The sequence below is a fragment of the Halocynthiibacter sp. genome, from assembly GCF_049608145.1.
GTDB lineage: Bacteria > Pseudomonadota > Alphaproteobacteria > Rhodobacterales > Rhodobacteraceae > Halocynthiibacter.
Genome location: NZ_JBMYXF010000030.1, coordinates 20,717 through 37,515, shown reverse-complemented (window position 1 = coordinate 37,515; position 16,799 = coordinate 20,717). Strand labels below are relative to the sequence as shown.

At 53.4% G+C, this 16,799-nt stretch carries 17 protein-coding genes and 1 riboswitch; of the genes, 5 read left to right on the top strand and 12 right to left on the bottom strand.

What is annotated here, in order from left to right; translation table 11 throughout:
* The 3 genes from ACPGUT_RS10365 to metZ all read right to left on the bottom strand — a co-directional run.
* Window positions 1-783, bottom strand: a 783-nt coding sequence (locus ACPGUT_RS10365; protein ID WP_423991061.1) for a GTP cyclohydrolase I FolE2, incomplete at its 3' end; no start/stop codon positions are given.
* Between the two features lie 120 nt (window positions 784-903).
* Window positions 904-1,968, bottom strand: a complete 1,065-nt coding sequence (locus tag ACPGUT_RS10360; protein WP_423991059.1) for a hypothetical protein — start codon at window positions 1,966-1,968, stop codon at window positions 904-906.
* A gap of 84 nt (window positions 1,969-2,052) precedes the next feature.
* Entirely contained in the window at window positions 2,053-3,243 is a 1,191-nt protein-coding gene (gene metZ / locus ACPGUT_RS10355) for an O-succinylhomoserine sulfhydrylase (protein ID WP_423991057.1), read from the bottom strand.
* 68 nt (window positions 3,244-3,311) lie between these two features.
* Window positions 3,312-3,391, bottom strand: a riboswitch (SAM riboswitch).
* A gap of 206 nt (window positions 3,392-3,597) precedes the next feature.
* Between metZ and ACPGUT_RS10350 the strand changes: the two genes are divergently transcribed.
* Together ACPGUT_RS10350 and ACPGUT_RS10345 are read left to right on the top strand one after the other, a co-directional pair.
* Window positions 3,598-4,530 carry an alpha/beta hydrolase gene (locus tag ACPGUT_RS10350; RefSeq protein ID WP_423991055.1) on the top strand — a complete coding sequence of 311 codons (933 nt, stop codon included), beginning with the start codon at window positions 3,598-3,600 and terminating at the stop codon, window positions 4,528-4,530.
* A gap of 33 nt (window positions 4,531-4,563) precedes the next feature.
* Complete coding sequence (locus ACPGUT_RS10345; protein ID WP_423991053.1) at window positions 4,564-5,271, top strand: glutathione S-transferase family protein; 708 nt, start codon at window positions 4,564-4,566, stop codon at window positions 5,269-5,271.
* A 154-nt stretch (window positions 5,272-5,425) separates the two neighbouring features.
* On the opposite strand, the gene ACPGUT_RS10340 is transcribed toward ACPGUT_RS10345, so the two are convergent.
* From ACPGUT_RS10340 to ftsY, 6 genes are all read right to left on the bottom strand, one after another.
* A complete protein-coding gene (locus ACPGUT_RS10340; RefSeq protein ID WP_423991051.1) occupies window positions 5,426-5,812 on the bottom strand; it encodes a hypothetical protein in 387 nt (128 codons plus the stop codon).
* Window positions 5,813-5,852: 40 nt separating this feature from the next.
* Window positions 5,853-6,389: a YaeQ family protein gene (locus ACPGUT_RS10335; RefSeq protein ID WP_423991049.1), complete on the bottom strand. Its 537-nt coding sequence runs from the start codon at window positions 6,387-6,389 to the stop codon at window positions 5,853-5,855.
* Window positions 6,390-6,485: 96 nt separating this feature from the next.
* Entirely contained in the window at window positions 6,486-7,094 is a 609-nt protein-coding gene (locus ACPGUT_RS10330) for an inner membrane-spanning protein YciB (RefSeq protein ID WP_423991047.1), read from the bottom strand.
* Between the two features lies 1 nt (window position 7,095).
* Window positions 7,096-7,998 (bottom strand): EamA family transporter, encoded by a 903-nt coding sequence (locus ACPGUT_RS10325; protein ID WP_423991045.1) that lies wholly within the window; start codon window positions 7,996-7,998, stop codon window positions 7,096-7,098.
* A 6-nt stretch (window positions 7,999-8,004) separates the two neighbouring features.
* Window positions 8,005-8,871 (bottom strand): hypothetical protein, encoded by an 867-nt coding sequence (locus ACPGUT_RS10320; protein WP_423991043.1) that lies wholly within the window; start codon window positions 8,869-8,871, stop codon window positions 8,005-8,007.
* The gene (gene ftsY, locus ACPGUT_RS10315) at window positions 8,868-9,929 is read right to left on the bottom strand and encodes a signal recognition particle-docking protein FtsY (protein ID WP_423991041.1); all 1,062 of its coding nucleotides are present in this window, start codon (window positions 9,927-9,929) and stop codon (window positions 8,868-8,870) included. Before ftsY ends, ACPGUT_RS10320 begins: the two co-directional genes overlap by 4 nt.
* Before the next feature lie 122 nt (window positions 9,930-10,051).
* Between ftsY and ACPGUT_RS10310 the strand changes: the two genes are divergently transcribed.
* Complete coding sequence (locus tag ACPGUT_RS10310) at window positions 10,052-10,816, top strand: hypothetical protein (RefSeq protein ID WP_423991039.1); 765 nt, start codon at window positions 10,052-10,054, stop codon at window positions 10,814-10,816.
* Here ACPGUT_RS10310 and ACPGUT_RS10305 read toward each other — a convergent pair.
* Together ACPGUT_RS10305 and ACPGUT_RS10300 are read right to left on the bottom strand one after the other, a co-directional pair.
* Entirely contained in the window at window positions 10,811-11,470 is a 660-nt protein-coding gene (locus tag ACPGUT_RS10305) for a lysoplasmalogenase (protein WP_423991037.1), read from the bottom strand. The genes ACPGUT_RS10310 and ACPGUT_RS10305 overlap by 6 nt on opposite strands.
* A gap of 34 nt (window positions 11,471-11,504) precedes the next feature.
* The gene (locus tag ACPGUT_RS10300; protein WP_423991035.1) at window positions 11,505-13,184 is read right to left on the bottom strand and encodes an NAD(P)H-dependent oxidoreductase subunit E; all 1,680 of its coding nucleotides are present in this window, start codon (window positions 13,182-13,184) and stop codon (window positions 11,505-11,507) included.
* Between the two features lie 176 nt (window positions 13,185-13,360).
* Between ACPGUT_RS10300 and ACPGUT_RS10295 the strand changes: the two genes are divergently transcribed.
* Window positions 13,361-13,795, top strand: coding sequence for a hypothetical protein (locus ACPGUT_RS10295; protein WP_423991033.1), 435 nt, complete (start codon window positions 13,361-13,363; stop codon window positions 13,793-13,795).
* On the opposite strand, the gene xseA is transcribed toward ACPGUT_RS10295, so the two are convergent.
* Complete coding sequence (xseA, locus tag ACPGUT_RS10290) at window positions 13,796-15,409, bottom strand: exodeoxyribonuclease VII large subunit (RefSeq protein WP_423991031.1); 1,614 nt, start codon at window positions 15,407-15,409, stop codon at window positions 13,796-13,798.
* Between the two features lie 78 nt (window positions 15,410-15,487).
* Here xseA and purD point away from each other — a divergent pair, with 78 nt between their 5' ends.
* On the top strand, window positions 15,488-16,750 hold the full coding sequence (gene purD, locus ACPGUT_RS10285) for a phosphoribosylamine--glycine ligase (RefSeq protein ID WP_423991029.1): 1,263 nt from the start codon (window positions 15,488-15,490) through the stop codon (window positions 16,748-16,750).
* Window positions 16,751-16,799 lie beyond the last annotated feature (49 nt).

The window sequence follows — 16,799 nt, the reverse complement described above, 5'->3', positions numbered from 1 at the left end:
CTCAGACGGGCCCATCACGGCTGACACACGCGCAACTGAGCGCTGCGAGTGCGGTGTTGCCAGCTGCCCGCGCGATTGGCGCGCGTGTTCAGACAGCTCCAGTGAACAGGGACAGGTGGAGGAATAAACATAATCGAGATGGATGATGCGTTTCTTTTCACCTGCGGTTTCGGTCAGTTCCAGTGCCACATCGTAATATTGATAGCCGGCCAGACCAGAACGCAGACTCATCACTTCCATCGGGAAGGAAAAGCGCATCTGAATGCGGGCGTCAAATGTGTCGTGATCGGTTTTATAATCAGCCAGCGCATCCTGGATCACATCAAAGGAAAACGTCTTTTTTGAATGGGTGTAGAACGTGCGCATGATGCGCGACATATTGATGCCCTTGCGCCCAGCTTCTAGGCTGACCGTGCCGGTGATCGATGCCTCAAGCGTGATGTCAGATCCATCCCGGCGATGAAACCGGATCGGCAAGCGAAAATTTGATATACCCACGTGCTGGATATTGCGTTTCGCACCTTTGATCAGACTTTCCGGGCCATTTTGCAGATCAGGCAGGGATGCTTTATAGGTTTCATCCACGGTGAATTCTTCGGGATAAGCCCTTGCCAAAGCGGGGTAATTCGCAACCTCCTGCCCCGGCAAAAGACGTGCAACAGAAGGATGAAGTTCTGCAACTTCTGTCACACTGGCCTCAGAAGCCCAGCTCTGTAGCAGCTTCAGCGCATCTTCAGCCTGTTGGCGAGACACAGCTTTGTTGTCTGGGTTAAACGTATCCATTGCGAACCCCCGGGGCAATTTCTGCTGACACTATAACAGCTTTCGCGCCAGATACCGCGCGAATTCCGGCGGCGCAATCGGGTTTTGCGGCATTTTGCAGAGATTGGCACATGGCGTTTATCAATCGTCAGATATCTTGACCACTGACTTTGCTTCACCGCAGGCCCCACAATACTTGTGAAACGAATTGTCCCGCGTGTCGCAGCTGCTGCATTTATTGTACAAACAAAACCCGCAATGCACGCAGAAATCAGCGCCTTCTTCTTTCTTATTTGCAAAGCTGCGATCACAGCTGGGGCAAGTCTGAGAAGACAGTTTTTTCAGTGCAACTTCATATGATATTGCCTGCCGCCGTTCCGTTTCAGTCTTACTTTCCTCGGTTTGTTTCTTTTCTAGATAGCGTCGCATCGCCACAATCACGTATTTGCCTGCGAACCCTGCCACAATCAAACCAACGATCGAGCGAAAGTACCCCCCGTAAGACGGCAAATAAGGTACCAGTTCCACAAAGAAAGCGAACACGGCAAAGAATATAAAACCACGAAACAAAGGCCAGTACGCACTTTGACGTTTCCGGGCGATCAACCAAGCCGAAATCAACAAAAGAGGCAATAAAATCAACAGGCGGATCAGAAATATCTTAAGCGTATTGATCTGCAGGGCTTTTTGATAGGGGGCGCGGGCCGCTTCACGCAATGTGCGTCGCTGTGACTTCAGGTTGCTTTCTTCATGAGACAGATTCCGCAATTCAGCTTGTGCGGTATGGACGGCCTGGCGTGCATCTGTCTGAAGCTCATTCAATGCATCAAGACTTTGGGTTCGCGCGATCACTTCGGGATTCTGATCTTGTGATTCCGTGGCACTGCGCGCCCTGATCCAGTTATCAAACCCGGCCCGAGCACTGTTATACTTCTGTTCGGCCGCACTTTGAACTGCTGTCAGTTCTGTGATTTCGCGGGCAACATCTGCTTGCTGACTTGCATTGATTTCCAATTGGGATCTGAGTTCATCAGAGGCCGCCTCATCAATAAAATCTTCCTGATAGATCGGCGCGGTTGACAGAGGAACATCCGCAATAACTGAAGCTCCCAGCTGGATTAGGAACCCTGCGATGACAACGGAAACCACCCACATCACAATTGCATAGAATATTGCCGGGCGTCGCGAAGAAGAAAAACTATTCATATTCAACCTCAAAAAAAACATTATGTTTCCGACCGCGCCGGAAAGTGTCGCCCCATACTTAATAATAGGGGCGACACAATCTGCTTAAACCGTGTCCAGCGCCTGCGTCAAATCATTGATCAGGTCCCCTGTGTCTTCCAATCCAACCGAGAACCGCACAAGGCCATCGGTAATGCCCAGTTCTGCACATTGCTCCTGGCTCAAACGCTGATGCGTCGTGGTTGCGGGATGTGTCGCAAGGCTTTTCGCATCGCCCAAGTTATTAGAAATTGTGACAATATCCAAAGCGTTTAGCAAACGGAATGCCTCAGCCTGGCCGCCTTTCAGATCCAGAGCAATCACAGTGCCACCTTCCTGCATCTGTTCCATGCACAGATCATGTTGCGCATGATCTTTCAGGCCAGGGTAAATCACACGTACCAGTTTATCATGCCCCTGCAGCGCTTCTGCGATTTTCAATGCAGAAGCCGCCTGCGCCCGCACGCGCAAATCAATGGTTTCAAGACCTTTCAGCATTACCCATGCGTTAAAGGGGCTCATGGAACCGCCGGTGTGTTTCAGATAGGTTTCGCAGGTGCCCCGCACAAAATCGCGCGATCCCAAGATCACACCGCCCAGGCAGCGCCCCTGCCCGTCGATATGTTTCGTCGCGGAATAAACCACCACATCGGCACCGCGTTCCAGCATCCGTGACAGCACTGGCGTTGCAAACACATTATCCACCACCACGATTGCACCCACCGCATGGGCCAGATCACAGACAGCCTTTACATCAATGATTTCAAGGGTCGGGTTCGCAACGCTTTCAAAGAACACAAGCTTAGTATCATCGCGCAGTGCTGCTTTCCAGGCTGTCAGATCCGTGCCGTCCACAAAGGTCACTTCAACCCCAAAACGTGGCAGGATATCTTCCAGAATATACAAACACGACCCAAACAACGCCTTCGCTGCAACCACATGATCACCCGCTTTCAGAGGGGCCGTCAGCGCAGCATTCACCGCCGCCATACCAGAAGCTGTTGCAAACGCCGCCTCGGCCCCTTCCAGCGCCGCAATACGTTCTTCAAACATCCGTACTGTCGGGTTGCCATAACGGGCATAGATAAATTCATCATCCGGACATTCAATAAAGCGCGCTTCGGCCTGTTCCGCACTGTCATATGCAAAGCCCTGGGTCAGATACATCGCTTCAGAAAGCTCGCCAAACTGGCTGCGTTTGGTGCCGCCATGTACCATCTCTGTCCGGGGTTGATATTTCGTTTCGCGCTGTGTCATTTCCATCTTCCATTTCACGGCCGGCCTGTGTCCGAACCAAAAAAAACCCGCACCGGAAAGGCACGGGGTGTAAGTAAACCCAGACCTCTTTAGCAGTATATTTTACGTGGCCTGCAATCCGGTTGATCAAATCACCACAAGGGCATCCATAGCCAAAAAAAACGAGTCGGGCAAGGGTTCAATGCGCCAGGCAGACCGCATCACATCTGTCCCGCCCTATTGGGCCGAATGTGTCCCGACGCACAGACCCATTTCTTTGGGACAGGTAAACATAAGCAACGGTGTTGCAACCAAATTTTAACGGCAGAGAGGAAAACTTCCCCGACGCTTCATGTTCAAAACGCGAGAAATCTGATGGTTATGGTCGCAGTCAATGCACAAAAAAGTTTTCCAGGGCGACCCGCCAGTTATCAGGCCGAACCCGGACTACACACCCGTGTTGACGCAACCACAGGGCCGATAGTGATCATGATCCATGGGATGAAATATGCGCCGCATTGTCCAAAACTCTGCCCACATCAGTTCATTTTTGCATTTAACCCCAAACGTCACCGCAAAGGCATTCGCAGCTGGCCACGCCATCTTGGCTTTACAGAGAACTGCGACGGTCTGGTCATTGGTTTTGGCTGGCCTGCCGGGGATAAGCTGTATCAGGCATTCAACGAAGCCCCTCACTCAGGCAAAGCTTTGGCATGTTTTATCGAAGATCTAAAACGACATGCCCCTGAACGTCCAATTCAGGTGATCTGCCACAGCATGGGGGCACGGGTGTTTTTGTCTGCTCTGCTTTATTTGAAGGCCCGATCTGTACAACGCGCGGTTATCATGTCTGGTGCGGAACTGCGGAATAATGCCAGAGATGCCCTGGCCACAGAAGCCGGGCGAAAGGTCGAAATCTTCAATATCACCAGCCGCGAAAACGATGTCTTTGACTTTCTTCTAGAAATCGCGATTTCCCCGTTCTCAGGCAAAACCGCTGCAATTGGTCGGGGGCTTGGCAAGGATTTTGACAACTGGGTCGATATCCAAATGGATCAAAAAGAAACCCTGAACGCATTGGCGGGGATTGGGTTCAGGATCGCGCCCCCCACCCGCCGCATTTGCCATTGGTCGCCCTACATTCGTCCGGGCATGTTTCCCTTTTATCGGCGTCTTTTGCGCAACCCTGAACGCCTGCCCGCAGCTTTGCTGGCCACGCATCTGCCAGATAAAACATCTGCGCGTTGGTCACGACTTTTTGCTTTGCCACATCGATTTCGCGCTTTGCCCTTCATTCAAAAGCTGTAATCATCTGGAAAACACCCCTGTAAGGAATTCCGGATGACCCAGCCTATCGATTTACATTACTGGCCCACACCCAATGGATGGAAGATTTCAATTGCATTGGAAGAACTGAACCTCCCGTACAATCTTCACCTGGTGAACATTGGCGCGGGTGAACAGTTTGAACCTGACTTCCTGAAAATTGCCCCAAACAACCGCATGCCCGCGATTGTTGATCCAGATGGACCGGATGGTGCCGCCGTATCGATCTTTGAAAGCGGGGCAATCCTGCAGTATCTCGCACGAAAAACCGGGCAGCTTTATGGTGAAACGGAACGGGATCGCATTGAAGTTGAACAATGGCTGATGTGGCAGATGGGTGGCCTTGGCCCCATGGCGGGTCAGGCACATCACTTCCTGAAATACGCCCCCGCCATGGATCCCCCTCAGGATCTGCCCTATGCAAAGGACAGGTATCGCAATGAAACTGCGCGCCTATATGGGGTGCTTGACCGTCGTCTGGCTGACCGGGAATTTGTAGCAGGCGATTTCTTTTCAATTGCGGACATCGCGATTTGGCCCTGGGCAATTCTATGGGAAGGTCAGCAACAGGATCTCTCGGACAAGCCACATCTGAAACGCTGGTTGGATACTGTGGGTGCACGCCCTGCAGTGATTGCGGGCAAGGCCGTTGCCGCGGAAAACAGATCCAACCTTCAGGAAGACAAAAAAGCCCAAGAGCTTTTGTTTAAACGCAAAGGGTGAATTGCCCCGGGTTCGCGGGGTAATTCACCTGTGATATAATGCTGTCGTTTTCTGGTTCAGAGGGCGACAGCATTCCATTTCTCGCCAACTGCATTTTGTTGCAACGACATCGGGCCTGTATATTCAACGCTTACGCTTGTTAAAATGTGATCGATCAATCATTTTCTTCAGGCGTGCTAGTGCGGCACCAGAATTTGACAGCATTCTCAAACTCTCTTGCATGAAATTCCCGGGGATCTTCATGATGACGCCCCGCGCGTTCTGCGCTGTCAAAGAAACCTGGGGCTGGCAAACCACCACGTGTTTTGCTGATCACAAGTGCTGCAATCAATGGATGACCTGTCGCAGCGTCCTCTTCAATCAGGCATTCCAGTGCCATGGTCAATTGTCGGATCGTGTTTGGTGGTGAAAGCTGCAGAGCTTTGGTCAGCGCCTGATATGTGACAGGGGTTTCATGACAGGAAAGGCTGCACAGATATGCGCGAACATGTGGCGCAAGTGCCCTATCTGCCTGCAAACCTGAGGATCCGGTTGGTTGCATGATGTTTCCCTTTAGGAAAACCGGTTGGTTCAGAACCAGCTTATTTCCATTTGACGGGTGTCAGATAAACAACGTTATCATCAGCACTGATCATCACTTCGCCATCCTGAATATTGACCTGAAGCTTCATCGTACGACTTGTCAGGTTCTCTAACGCGCGCGTTTCGGTTTCAGGCAAGTTCACCACCTGAAGATTGTCAAATCGGGTGGTGCTGTTTTTAACTTTGTCCCACCAAACCTCGGCTGTTTTACCACCGTAAGTATAGATAATCACCTGATCAGCTTTGCCACAGGATTGACGAACAACCTTTTCACTAGGAAGGCCAAGGGCGATCCATAGCTCAAGTTCATCACTCAGGCTTTTCTGCCAGATATCAGGTTCATCGTCCGTAGAAAGCCCTTTGGTCAACTCTAGCTGTTCATGCGCGTTCAGAGCAAAAGCAACCAGCCGCACCATAAGACGTTCATCGGTCTCTGACGGGTGCCTCGCAACGGTCAGCTTGTGGGTTTCATAATAGTGGCGATCCATGTCTGACACAGAAAGTTCAACTTTATAGATGGTAGATTTCTGTGCCATGATAGGTCCTGCAATAGATATCGTAACGGTGACTAATCTGTCTGATGGTTTTGTGGAAGCAGATATATGGGGCCCACGAGGGGTTTCATATATGGTTCAACTTTCGTCTTCTTCCTCAGTGGAGTATTTGGCGATCAATCCGCTCTGAAGCATGAAAAAGCCAAACATAATCACGGGCATCCCAAATGTCTTGAATTTAACCCAGGTGTCTTCTTCCAGCAAACGCCAGACCAATTCATTGGCCACCGCCAAAGCGAGGAACAACACTGTCAGGCGTTTCGTCAGTGCGATCCACCCCTCATTTGTCAAAGGCAAAGCACTGTCCATCATGACCTGCATATAGCTTTTGCCGCGCAACAGGCCAAACCCAAGCGCACCCGCAAAGAACAGGTACAGGATTGTGGGCTTCATCTTGAAGAAACTGCCGTCATTCAGCCAGACCGTCAATCCGCCAAACCCAATCACCAGAACCAGCGTCATCAGCTGCATCTTGGACAGGTGCCCCGTCAGTTTCCAAAGGATCAGCGTTGAAGCGACCAACAGAGGAATAAACAACGCAGTCGCGACCACAAAGCCTTCGTAGATCTCTCCGCCAAAGGTAAACTGCTGTTCCTTCAACCGCCCGTAAGCGACGAAGAACAACAACACTGGCCCAAATTCCAGCGCAGATTTCACCCAGGGGTTCAGTTCTTTTTCCTGGCTCATATCAGCCTCCTGTTTCCACAAACACCGCACCAAGCGCAATCAGCGCCATCAGAAACAGACGGCGCGGCCCGACGGTTTCCTTTAAAAATAAAACGCCAATCACTGCTGCGAAAACCACACTGGTTTCGCGTAAGACCGCCGCCTCTCCGACTTTGTCCAGGCGCGTGGCAAGCATCACCGATCCAAAGGACGCGTAAGCAATAAACGCCCCAGCAACGCCCCGTTTAAACAACGCCACAACAGGGGGGCGTGGCGTGATGGTTTTCCAACGTTTCCACCCAAAGTAGGGCATTGCCAGGCCATCCAACATGAAAAACCAGGCGAGAAAAGTAAAAGGATCGGCCGTCGCCCGGATCCCCCAAGCATCATAGGTCGTATAGGCCGCAACCATGGCCCCTGTCAGCACAGCTAGCCCCAGTGCATCAAGCAGGGCCCGTCGGTCTGTCAACGTCGTCAGGTAATTATACAGCGCCAGACCAAAGATCCCACCCACAAGCAACAGCACCCCGCCCCATTGCATGGCTGTATAGGTTTCGCCAAAGATGTATCCAGCCCCGATAACCGTAAACAACGGCCCCATGCCGCGCACCACTGGGTAGACCACCGTATAAGCCCCCCGCTGATAAGCAGATGCCTGCAAGTATTTGTAAACAAAATGAATAACAAATACGCCAGCGAAGATCGGCCACATATGGGGTTCAGGCCAAGGGACGACAAAAAGTGCGAAAGGCGTGGCAATAGCGAAATAACTGAAATCAATGGCGCCACGCATAACCCAGGGATCAAAACGCCCCTTTTGCATCGCCCCAAACACCGCATGCAGAAAAGCCGCCAACAAGGCAAGCATAAGCGCAAGCTGGTGCCCGGCCTCAGTGCCTTCTAAGGAAATCAGCCAGGCGCTCATGACAGGTTATTCAGCAGTCCAAGGATAGGTTACATTCACAGTTGCACCCTCAAAAAGCACATCCATGATCTGGGCCGGGCTGGCATCCCCCGCCATCATAACCGGCATAAGGCGTACAGCTGAAAGACCTGCATCAGATTTCAATGTCAGACGCGCGCCGTCCTGTGGATTTGGCAGCGCTGCAACCAGATCTTTCAACGCTTGGCGGGATGCAGCATCAAAGCTGGCCTGTGGCAGTTGATCGACCAGTTCATTTGCTTCCTGAATTTCCTCAGCAGACGGGGCGGATGCGGAATTTCCTTCTGCAATGTCTTCAATCCCCGCCAGCAGGGTCAGCATATCTGTCCCCTTGATCTGCAGATCCAGATTTGTCAGCGCCGCAGACATGGCAGAAATCTGCATCATTTGTGGGGAACTCAAATCAAGCCCGTTGACCTTACCGGCGACAGAAATCCCCTGCCCGTCTTCAAAGCTGACAGAAAGATCCGCGATATTCAGATCCCGACTTGTGGCATCCCAAGCATATGAAATCACCATATCGGCCGCCTGTCCGGCCAGTGCCCCCATTTCTTCGGTGACATTGTCTTCGCGCAGACCGCTGATAACCAGTTCAGCCGCATGGGGCATGGTGCTTTGCAAGGCAGATTGTGCAAGCTCGGGAATGTTCCACTGCAGGCTGTCAGCTGTGGTGCCATCAGCCCAGGTGACATTCATAACCTGACATTGACCACCGTTCAGCGTTGCCTCATCACCTTGGGCATTTGTCATATTGCTGATCAGCACCCATTCAGAGGCACAGTCCGTTTCTGCCAAAGCAGGTGTCGTCAACCCAGCCAAGGCCAGGGCAAAAAGTGGTGTTTTGAAAGTCATCATTCTATATCTCCTGCGCCCATCAGCGCTTTGGCAAAGTCTTCCGGGTCAAACGCATCTAAATCGTCAATCTGTTCACCAACACCAATCGCATGGATCGGCAGGCCGAATTTATCAGCCAAGGCCACCAAAACACCACCGCGCGCTGTGCCATCCAGTTTTGTCATGACCAGTCCGGTCACATCAGCAAGCTTCTGAAAGGTTTCAACCTGGTTCAGCGCATTTTGCCCGGTGGTCGCATCCAGCACCAACAAAGTGTTATGAGGCGCAGTTTCGTCTTTCTTGCGGATAACACGCACGATTTTTGACAGCTCTTCCATCAGGTCCTGGCGGTTCTGCAAACGCCCGGCAGTATCAATCAGCAACAGATCTGCGCCATCTGCTTCGGCCTGCACCATTGCATCAAAAGCAAGGCTTGCCGGATCGGACCCTTCCGGTGCGGTCAAAACCGGCACATCCGCGCGTTCGCCCCAGACCTGAAGTTGTTCAACTGCTGCGGCACGGAATGTGTCTCCGGCGGCAATCACCACTTTCTTTCCCGCCGCGCGGAATTGGCTGGCAAGCTTACCGATGGTTGTGGTTTTCCCCGCACCATTCACGCCAACCACCAGCACAACCTGCGGCTTCTTCGTATACAGCGGCATCGGCCGGGCCACGGGTTCCATCACACGGGCAACTTCCTGCGCCAAAAGATCTTTGATTTCTTGGGTCGACAGTTTTTTGCCAAAACGCCCTTCAGCCATATTCGCAGTCACACGCAGGGCTGTATCAACCCCCATATCCGCAGAAATCAGCAGCTCTTCGAGCTGCTCCAACATATCATCATCCAACTCCCGTCGCGCCACGCCGGGCGCGCCACGCCCCAGCACGCGGGACATCAACCCGGGGCCTGTGTCCGCAGTGTTCACCGCCGGGGATTGTTCCGTCGGGATTACATCTTCCTGGGGCAGTTCATGCGTTGTCGGGGCCTCGGCGGCCTCTTCAACAATCGCATCCAGTCCATCGCCCAGCTTATCAGAACTGCGTGTCAGCCGGTTTTTCAGTTTTTTAAAGAATGACATTGCCTGCCTCCCGGGAATTTCACTCATTCAGTTAAGCCACATAAGCCCCAGATGGAAGGCCCATCGGCGAATTTCCCAAATCCCTGTTTGAAACACCTGCGTGAAGCTTTTATATGCGTCCTATGACACAAACTGCCCCCCCCACACCGCCAGGCTTTACCGATGCAGTACAATCTCATCTGCAAACGAATGATGCCCGGATTTCGCGCCTAACTTATCAGGGGCAGTTTTACTGGGTAAAGCGTGCAGAAAGCCTGTCGTTGCGCATGCGCCTGCAAAAAGGAAACGCAACCAGCGCCTTTGAAGCCGAACGCCAGGCCCTGCATCAGCTCGATACACTGGGAATTTCAGTCCCGACGATCCTCGATGAAGGCAGCAATTATTTTGTTCTTCCCCACAGCGGGGACACTCTGCGACATCTTCTGCACCACAGCGCGGAAGCCAGCACGCGTCTACAGGCGTTCTCAGCTGCGGGTCAGACGCTGGCAAACCTGCATCAAAAAGGTTTCAGCCATGGTCGCCCTGCCATTCGAGATTTCTGTTGGAACGCACCCGACATTACCCTTTTGGATTTTGAACGCTTCTCTGCAGCCCGCAACACTGTCAAAGGCCATATGCAAGACCTGATCATATTTGCCCATTCTGCCCTAAGTGACGCACAGGGGTATACGCCGGAACTTGGCGCAGCCCTGGAAACCTATCGCGCGATGAATCCACATAACACTTGGGATCGGGCCGCCGAATATTGCGCCCGAATGTCATGGATCAACTGGCTGACAAAACCCGTCCAATGGCGCAAGTCTGGAAAAGCAAAAGAATTCAAAGCAATCCCCATGGTTTTCGATCTGTTTGCGGGCCGTAATGTTGTAATGGCACAGCCCTTATAATCCGACCGGGTACCCCAGCAAAAATCCAACCTGCGCCAGCCAATAGGTCGACCAAACCACAAAAGGCGTGATGCGACGCAGCGGGTGATTTTCACGCAACAGAAACATCTCTGCTGCCAGCACACTGTCGGAAACCATAAACAGAAACGCCGCGATAACGACCCCCAGATAGCCCCCCGGGATCATCAGGGCAGACACCCCCATCGCAAGAATAATCGGCACGTACAAACAGACAGCAATACGCAGATCCCCCGCATGTTTGTAAAGAAGTGTCATCATGATCAGACCAAAACCCATAAGTCCCGCGATGATCTTCCAGTCCATTGCTGACAGTTGATACCCCCCCGCCCCCGATGTCGTGAAAAACAGGAAAACATAGGCTATATGTGCGGCGGCAAACGCACCGACGCCAGCCAGAAACAATCGATCCTGATCACGTGACAACAGATAGTCGCCAAGGGCAGATAGACAAAGCGCAGCAATCAACAGCCATGCTGCGCCTCCTAGCCACCCCGCAATGGCCAGCAGCAGGACGGATAGCGTTTTTACAACACTCTTTGGCCAGCTTGCCCTTCTATAGCAAAAGACAAAAAAATAGACCGCCGCCATAAAGGCAGCGGTCATTATCAGCATTATAACATCTGTGAAAAACATCACGTCCCCTTTTGGTGACGCCCGTTTGTCAGCGTCAGATTTCGTCTGCGAAATGCTTGATGGTCAAACGGATCGGGTTTGGCGCGGCCTGACCCAGACCACAGATAGACGCATCGCCCATCGCAGTTGCCAGTTCTTCCAGCAGACCCTGATCCCACTTATCCGCCTGCATCAGCTTCACAGCTTTTTCGCAACCTACACGGCACGGGGTACACTGGCCACAGCTTTCATCTTCAAAGAACCGTAGCATGTTCAGGGCCGCTTCTTTTGCGCTGTCCTGATCAGAAAGAACCACCACAGCGGCGGAGCCAATAAAGGTGCCCAGCGGTTGCAGCGTGTCAAAATCAAGCGGCACATCGTTGATGTGTGCGGGCAGCAGACCAGAGGACGGGCCGCCTGGCTGATAGGCTTTAAACACATGACCATCCAGCATACCACCGCAGGCCTCAATGATATCCGTGATAGTGGATCCGGCAGGCAAAAGATGCACGCCGGGATTCGCCACACGACCAGAAACGGAATAGCTGCGCAGACCTTTACGACCGTTTTTCTCAACAGAGTTCAGAACTTGCGCGCCTTCACGGCAAATACGCGCCACCCACAGCAGGGTTTCAACGTTATGCACAAGTGTTGGTTTGTTAAAGATCCCGACCTGGGCCACAAAAGGCGGACGGTGACGCGGCTCACCCCGTTTGCCTTCGATGGATTCGATCATCGCGCTTTCTTCGCCGCAGATATAAGCCCCCGCACCACGGCGCAGTTCGATATATCCGGCTTCAACCATGCCTGCATCTTCAAGCGCCTTGACTTCACGACGCAGAATTTCCAAAACCGCAGGGTACTCGTCGCGCATATAAATAAAGCAACGTTCAGCTTCCACAGCCCAGGCCGCGATCAACATGCCTTCCAGCATCAGATGCGGGGTGCGTTCCAGATAGTAACGGTCTTTGAATGTGCCCGGCTCGCCTTCATCGCCATTCACGGCAAGGTAACGTGTGCCTTCGTTGGCACGCACAAAGCCCCATTTCATGCCAGATGGGAAACCCGCGCCGCCAAGGCCACGCAAGCCGGCTTCTTTCAGGTTACCTTGAACCGCTTCCCAGTCGCCATTTGCACGCAGAGTTTTCAGTTCAGCATACCCACCGTCGGCCTCATAGGCAGATAGGGTTTCGTAATCTGGGATATGTGCGTGGGTGTCTCCCGCCGCAATCGCTTTGTTCACCAGTTCAGGTGTGGCGTGGTCGATGTGGTTGTGACCGATTTCCAACACAGGTGCTGTATCACACCGGCCCATGCAAGGGGCACGCACGACGCGCACCTCAGATGCGTCAAGACCATCTTCCAACGCTTTTTGCAGCGCTTCAGACCCAGCCATTTCGCAAGACAAGCTGTCACAAACGCGAATGGTCAGCGCCGGTGGCACGGCTTCGCCTTCACGCACCACATCAAAATGGGCGTAGAAACTGGCGACCTCATAGACTTCCGCCTGGCCCGTGCGCAATTCATCCGCCAAAGCGCGAATATGCGCGGCAGAGATATGACCGAACTTATCTTGAATCAGGTGAAGATATTCGATCAGCAAATCACGGCGATGCGGAGCAGCGCCAATCAGTTCCAGAACTTCACTCTGTGCCTGATCGTCCAGCTGACGGCCTTTGGGTGTGTGACGGCCTTTGCCCTTGCCTGATTTCCAGACCCCTGCTCTGTTATCCACGACCAATCCTCCGTTCGCTCCGCCGGGAATCCGACGTCTGGCTATGTACTTTGCGCGGAACTTACCGCGTCATCTGAAATTTTCCATTCAAAAAAACGACAATTTGGGGGTCAGAGGCGCAGCTTTAGCCGAATTTCACACTGGCCAGACATCTTATCCAAGGTTAGTTTCAGACTATGTTAAGATCTGTATTCAAAAACTTGTTTCGTACCGGGGTCCTTTGTGCCCTGACCCTGCCCCTTTCAGCCGAAAGCCCCAAACCAAACGGCCCTCTCGGACCTGAGGCCTTTGATCGGCTGACTGTCGGGAAAACCATCACTTTCAGCCAGCGTGGACAACCGTACGGGGCCGAAGAATATTTTGAAAACCGCCGGGTCCGTTGGTCACGGCTAGATGGGAATTGCGTCGACGGCGAATGGTATCCCCAGGGGGATCAGATTTGTTTTATTTACGAACATCGCAATGATCCGCAATGCTGGTCAGCCTATGAAGAACGGGGTGTTTTGCTGGTTGTTCCGGATGCGCTGCCACTGACATCAGATCGTGTATTAACTGAATTAAAACAAAGCACTGATCCACTGCATTGCCTCGGACCGGACGTAGGGGCCTGATCAGAACAGGCTGCCCTGATCGTCATCATCTCCGCCACCACGAATAATCTTTGGCTTGCGCGGGCCCGACGATTTCACCGGCTGAGGGCCAGAGGCGAATTCGCCCCCAACTGCCAGGGTTCCGTCTGCAAATTCGATCTCAAGCGCCTGGGCAGCTGTTGCCGCAGCCTGGGTCGTGACCAAATCACCATCGCCACGCACAACCGCATATCCCCGCGCCAAAGTCGCCTTATATCCCAGGGTCTGACGCAGACGATCAAGCGCCTCCAGCTTTTGCATCCGGCGTTGTTCCTGCCCCCGTGCCGCAACTGACAAGCGCTGAAACAGAGCCGTTGCCGCACGTTGCCCGTTGGCCTGGCTGTTCTGTATTTGTGTCGGACGCAAACGACGTGACAGACTGTCATAATCCTGACGTTTACGCGTAAGTCCCCGGTCAGGCGCTGCCAAAAGGCGTTCAGACAAAGCGGCAAGGCGTTGTTTTTCTGATGAAATACGGCCACGCAACGCACTTCCTTGCAAAGGTGCCGACAGGGTTTGCAGGGCCAGACGTTTCTGTGAAACAGCCTGACGCAACGCTGGATCAAGGCGACCTGCAGTGTAATCCAGGCGCTGGCGTGCGGTGTTCAACAGGTTTTCGGCATCGGGCAAGGCGCGAGAGAGGTCTTTCAAACGCTCCCCACGGCGCGACAATCCCTGCGTCAAAGCCCGCGTCAAACGCGCGTCCTGGTCTTGCACCCAGGCCAATAATTCAGCGCGCACAGGCACCGCATGTTCGGCTGCGGCTGTGGGCGTTGGCGCGCGCAAATCAGACACAAAATCAATCAGGGTGGTGTCGGTTTCATGGCCGACAGCAGAAATCAACGGAATGTCCGATGCGGCCGTGGCACGGGCGACGATTTCCTCGTTAAAACCCCAAAGGTCTTCAATCGATCCACCGCCACGGGCCACGATAATCAGATCCGGGCGCGGCATTGCACCGCCGGGCGTCATGGCGTTGAACCCTTCGATCGCACGCGCAACTTGCCCGGCAGAGGCATCGCCTTGCACAGCCACGGGCCAAACCAGAACCTTGCGCGGAAAACGATCTGCCAGACGGTGCAGAATGTCACGAATCACAGCGCCTGTGGGTGATGTAACAACACCGATGATTTCCGGCAAAAACGGGATCTTTTTCTTGCGTTCCGGTGCAAACAGGCCTTCCGCCGCCAGCGCCTTTTTGCGTTTTTCCAGCAGGGCCATTAAGGCGCCCTCGCCCGCGATCTCAACCGCGTCCACGGTCAGCTGGTATTTTGACTGCGACCCAAAGGTCGTCAGCTTGCCGGTGGCGATAATTTCCATGCCTTCTTCGGGAATCACCGCAAGCTTGGACACCTGACCTTTCCAACTGACCGCATTGATCAGGGACCGATCATCTTTGATGTCGAAATACATATGGCCTGAGCGCGCAAGCGTCACGCGCCCCACTTCGCCCCGCACACGTACACGACCAAAAGCGCCCTCAATGGTCTTTTTTACAGCACCCGCGATCTCAGAAACCGAGAATTCAGGCGCATTGCCCTCAGCAGATTTTTCTGTCGGTTTCGCAGGGGTGGGGTCTTCAAAAAGGTCGGACATTTCGCGCCATACTTGTTTTGTGCTCAAACCCACCATAGAACGCAAATCAACGAAACCCAAGACCACAGGTGGTGCCTTATGAATATCCTGATCCTCGGCAGCGGCGGGCGTGAACATGCGCTGGCATGGGCGGTGAAACAGAACCCGAAATGTGACCGGTTGATCTGTGCGCCTGGCAATGCCGGTATGGCTGCGATTGCGGAATGCGCGGTGCTGGATATCAATGATGGCGGGGCTGTGGTTGGCTTCTGTGAAGAAAACGCGGTTGATTTTGTGGTCATCGGTCCTGAAGCGCCGCTTGCCAATGGCGTGGCCGATCGGTTGCGCGCGGCGGGTGTTCTGTGTTTTGGCCCGTCCCAGCAGGCGGCACAGCTTGAGGCGTCCAAAGCCTTCACCAAGGAAATTTGCGATGCAGCTGGCGCACCAACGGCGGCTTGGGCACGTTTTACAGATGCTGCATCTGCGAAAACCTACATCCGTGACCAAGGTGCGCCGATTGTGGTCAAAGCCGATGGTTTGGCCGCCGGCAAAGGCGTGGTTGTCGCTATGAGTGAGGCCGAGGCCCTTGCGGCGATTGACGACATGTTTGACGGCGCGTTTGGTGATGCAGGCGCAGAAGTCGTGATTGAGGAATTCATGGACGGTGAAGAGGCGTCATATTTCATCCTTTGTGACGGCGAAAATGCCCTACCTGTTGGCACGGCCCAAGACCACAAACGCGCCTATGACGGTGATGAAGGCCCCAACACCGGCGGCATGGGCGCCTATTCCCCCGCCCCGGTTCTGACGGATGAGATTGCTGCGCGCGCCATGCGTGAGATTGTAGAACCGACCCTGAAAGAGATGGCAAAGCGCGGAATGCCCTATCAGGGTGTGCTTTATGCGGGGTTCATGATCAAAGACGGCCAAGCCCGCCTTGTGGAATATAATGCCCGCTTTGGTGATCCAGAATGTCAGTGCCTGATGATGCGCCTTGGGGCACAAGCGCTGGATCTGCTTCTGGCATCGGCAGAGGGCCGCTTGGATAAAGCGCAGGTAAACTGGGCTGATGACGTCGCGATTACGGTTGTGATGGCCGCAAAAGGTTATCCTGGTTCGTATGAAAAGGGCACTGCTATCAATGGCCTGGATGCCCTGCCAGAAGACAGCATGAATATGGTATTTCATGCGGGCACCACTATGAAAGATGCGCAACTTGTTGCGACAGGTGGACGGGTATTGAACGTGACAGCACGCGGAAAAGATCTGAGCGAGGCCCGCACACGCGCATATGCGATGGTCGATCAGGTGAATTGGTCTGAGGGATTTAACCGCACAGATATTGGCTGGCGCGCACTTTAAAAGCCGCATCAGACAGAACACAAACGGGCGGTGTGCAGATTGCGTTTCC